This is a genomic window from Candidatus Nitrosotalea sp. FS (assembly GCF_011319475.1).
In the GTDB taxonomy this organism is placed as follows: domain Archaea; phylum Thermoproteota; class Nitrososphaeria; order Nitrososphaerales; family Nitrosopumilaceae; genus Nitrosotalea.
Window position 1 is genome coordinate 1 of the sequence record NZ_RCMC01000261.1, and the last position, 3,373, is coordinate 3,373.

Sequence of the window (3,373 nt, forward strand, 5' to 3'; positions counted from 1 at the left end):
GGTTTTATCCTGATTGCTTCTTCTATGACAGGCATCAGTTGATCAGATGGCCTGAATACATCAACAACATCAACCGTTCCAGGAATATCAGTAAGTGTGGGATAGCATTTTCTTCCAAGAATTTCTGTTGCAGTAGGATTTACAGGAATTACGTTGTACCCATTATCAATCAAATATTTTGGAACATAGTGTGCTGCCTTGTCCGGATTTTTTGACATGCCGACAACTGCGATATTTTTTAGAGAATAAATTTTTCGAATCTCATCATCTGTAAAAGAGTCTTGCTCCATGGTTTTCATAGGACATCATACCGCTTAATATCTTACGGAATAACCGATTTATAGGGCAGCCACAATTATTTTCTTATGGAACAAGAAGAACCAAATGATGTAATCATACTAAGCGCAATAAGCCAGGGTGCAAGAAAGTTTGACAAGATTTCAAAAAGGACAAAGATTGGCGGTGATGAATTGAATACTTTGCTTACAAGACTAGAAGAGAAGGGCTTCATTGTTCTAGTTGAAAAGAAGAGTTGGTTTNTGTATTAAGTGCGATAAGCCAAGGTGCAAGAAAGTTTGACAAGATTTCAAAAAAGACAAAGATCGACGGACAAGAGTTGAACATTTTGCTTACAAGACTCGAAGAAAAAGGATTCATTGTTTTAGTAGATAAGAAAAGTTGGTTTGGTTCCAAAAAAGAGCTAGTCCTGACAGACAAGGGCAACAAGGAACTAGAGGAGAGAAGATTCGAATTGCAACAAAACTGGAATCAGATGGTATCTACATGGCAGAGCGGAGACAAGCAGAAACTCCAGCAACAGATGGAAGAGCACAAGTCTATTTACCATCGATGATGTTTATGGGAATAATGGACATGATGATGTTTTCTACAATGATGGGGTTTATGGGCATGGCAATGACGAGTTTCATGCCAGACCAGTACATGGGTGGCCAAGACATGGGAGGACACGATGCAGGCGGCCATGATACAGGTGCAGGCCAGGACACAGGTTCAGGACAGGACATGGGAGGAAGCGGCTTTGGAGACGGCGGTCCAGGAGACATGGGCGGCTTTGACGTCAACTTCTAAATAGATTTTAAAATAATCAAAATTAAAAAACAGTTTTTGGTTTTTCCTTGTTTGGAAATTATTTAGTCATGTTCATGCTGCCATACATCTTCATGGTTCCATGAGATGTCATGTTAGATGATGATGCGCCTGCTAGTTCTTGCATTACATCTTCACCGTGTGGTGCATTTGCAACTTTGCCATAGCTTATCTTTTGTGATTGCCATACTGCGTTTACCCACTTGGTGTGTTCGCCTGGTGCACATTTGTGATCACCACAGACTACGGTATTGCCATAGCTTGCTGTGGATATGTTGTCATTCCAAGTACTTTTTGTCAAAGCACTAGCTTGTGGAACAGACATTGCAGCAAATGATGCCAAAAGCACAGATGTTGTAAACAAGAGCAATGCTATTTTGTTAGCCATTAATGGTTCTGAACGGAGTGGCATATAAAAGAATTATGATAAATTTGTGCGTCAGATAAAAATGGTTAGTGGTCAGATCCGCTGTAATTATTTGGTCATGTTTCCAGTCATTGTCATGTTACCAGAGATCTTCATGGTTCCATGTGATGACATTGGAGATGCAGTAGAACCTGCCATTTGATGCATTACATCTTCACCGTGTGGTGCGTTTGTAACTTTGCCATAGCTTGCTGACTGTGAATGCCATACTGCATTGAGCCACTTGGTGTGTTCGCCTGGTGCGCACAGGTGATTACCACATACTTTGCTGAATCCATAGCTTGCAGTTGTGTGACTGTCATCTAAGATTGAAAAGTCTCTTTGTATAAGTGCGTTGACTTGTGGCAAGTTGACTACGAGCAAAGATGTCAACAGAACAGATGCTGTGAGCAAGAGTAAGGTTGTTTTGCTAGACATTGCACTCGATTCTCCTATGGCATATAAAAGATTTATGAATCAAACCGGCTTGAAAAAAATTGTGTATACCACAAGGAAACAGATATCAATAATTCACAAGATGTGTTTNCAGTCCAGAAAAAATTGTGAATTCCACAAGGAAACAGATATCAATAATTCACAAGATGTGTTTGGCATGGCAGTGCAAATAGGCACAAAGACCCCAAATCTCAAGGTATCAGAATGGGTTCAGGGGCTACCAACTAATATCGACAAGGAAAAAGATAACGTTGTACTTATCGAAGTATTTCAGGTCAACTGTCCGGGTTGCTTTCTATATGGCATTCCACAGGCAATTGAGATTTACCAAAAATACAGAAAAGAAGGTGTCACGGTTTTGNAAAGAAGGTGTCACAGTTTTGGGTGTGGCAACGGCGTTTGAAGATTTTGATAAAAATACGGTTGAAAATCTCAGGCTGTTACTTGCAGAAGGCAAAGTAATAGGTGAGACACTAAAGGCACTTGGTCAGTACGGACAACTAGTAGATGGCACCAAGCTTCCATACAAGATTCCGTTTCCAGTTGCAATGGACTTTCTCAAAAAAGAAGACGGCCCGATAAGCCAGGCTCGAATTGATGAAATCATCCAGGCAAATGTTCCAGGGTATGAGTCATACAGTGAGAGTCAGAAACTGGAAATAATTGAACGAGTCAAGCAGTACCTTAGAAGCAAAGAATATTCTGCCCAGACATTTGACGAGTTTGCATTGCGCGGCACACCGTCAACTATACTAATTGACAAAAAAGGAGTGCTAAGAGATGTTGCATTTGGCACAAACGATTTTCTAGAAGAGAATATTAAAAAATTATTGAGCGAATGATCTAGTGGAACAATTGTTCTTGCATGTACACATCATTTGAGCAGACAACACTTGACAAAATTGTAACACTGCTAAAATCTAACCAGTCAGAATTTTTATCTGGAGAAAAACTTTCCAAGTCACTTTCATTGAGCAGAGCTGCTGTCTGGAAAAATATCAAGAAACTAAAGTTGTTAGGATACAAGATAGAGTCAAAACCAAAATCCGGATACAGACTGCAACATAGTACGGACCTTTTGGTTCCATGGGAGGTGTCAAACGGACTCCAGACAGATATCATTGGTAGAAAAATTTACTATTTTGAAATGATTGACTCGACCCAGAACTTTGCACTAGAGCTTGCCAAAAGACCACATGAGAACGGTTCGCTAGTTATTGCAGACAGGCAGACTCAAGGAAGAGGCAGACTAAATCGCAAGTGGGTCTCACCAAGGGGAGGAATATGGATGTCNTACTATTTTGGAATAATTGATTCGACCCAGAACTTTGCGTTGGAGCTTGCCAAAAAGCCACATGAGAATGGCTCGCTGATCATAGCAGACAGACAGACGCAGGGAAGAGG

5 protein-coding genes and 2 pseudogenes are annotated in these 3,373 nt (G+C 40.6%); 4 read left to right on the forward strand and 3 right to left on the reverse strand.

Translation table 11 applies throughout. From position 1 onward, the window contains the following. On the reverse strand, positions 1 to 290 hold a 290-nt coding region (locus tag DYY66_RS10275; RefSeq protein ID WP_178085607.1), incomplete at its 3' end, for a CoA-binding protein. A 568-nt stretch (positions 291 to 858) separates the two neighbouring features. Here DYY66_RS10275 and DYY66_RS12735 point away from each other — a divergent pair. Further along, the gene (locus DYY66_RS12735; RefSeq protein WP_178085609.1) at positions 859 to 1,089 is read left to right on the forward strand and encodes a hypothetical protein; all 231 of its coding nucleotides are present in this window, start codon (positions 859 to 861) and stop codon (positions 1,087 to 1,089) included. 58 nt (positions 1,090 to 1,147) lie between these two features. Here DYY66_RS12735 and DYY66_RS10290 read toward each other — a convergent pair whose 3' ends face one another. Both DYY66_RS10290 and DYY66_RS10295 read right to left on the reverse strand, forming a co-directional pair. Beyond that, on the reverse strand, positions 1,148 to 1,495 hold the full coding sequence (locus tag DYY66_RS10290; RefSeq protein ID WP_166288977.1) for a hypothetical protein: 348 nt from the start codon (positions 1,493 to 1,495) through the stop codon (positions 1,148 to 1,150). 87 nt (positions 1,496 to 1,582) lie between these two features. Next, on the reverse strand, positions 1,583 to 1,951 hold the full coding sequence (locus tag DYY66_RS10295) for a hypothetical protein (RefSeq protein WP_166288979.1): 369 nt from the start codon (positions 1,949 to 1,951) through the stop codon (positions 1,583 to 1,585). A 175-nt stretch (positions 1,952 to 2,126) separates the two neighbouring features. Here DYY66_RS10295 and DYY66_RS14950 point away from each other — a divergent pair. The 3 genes and pseudogenes from DYY66_RS14950 to DYY66_RS16560 all read left to right on the forward strand — a co-directional run. After that, positions 2,127 to 2,330, forward strand: a pseudogene (locus DYY66_RS14950) (TlpA family protein disulfide reductase); the annotation flags it as partial. Between the two features lies 1 nt (position 2,331). Then, a pseudogene (locus DYY66_RS16555) lies at positions 2,332 to 2,811 on the forward strand (TlpA family protein disulfide reductase); the annotation flags it as partial. 23 nt (positions 2,812 to 2,834) lie between these two features. Continuing rightward, positions 2,835 to 3,262: biotin operon repressor (locus DYY66_RS16560; RefSeq protein ID WP_394352637.1), on the forward strand; the 428-nt coding region annotated here is incomplete at its 3' end. Between the last annotated feature and the right edge of the window lie 111 nt (positions 3,263 to 3,373).

What these genes read in the sequence shown, in the direction of transcription:
- DYY66_RS12735 (WP_178085609.1), top strand. Translation starts at nt 859, where the DNA reads ATGGGAATAATGGACATGATGATGTTTTCTACAATGATGGGGTTTATG.
- DYY66_RS10290 (WP_166288977.1), bottom strand. Translation starts at nt 1,495, where the DNA reads ATGGCTAACAAAATAGCATTGCTCTTGTTTACAACATCTGTGCTTTTG.
- DYY66_RS10295 (WP_166288979.1), bottom strand. Translation starts at nt 1,951, where the DNA reads ATGTCTAGCAAAACAACCTTACTCTTGCTCACAGCATCTGTTCTGTTG.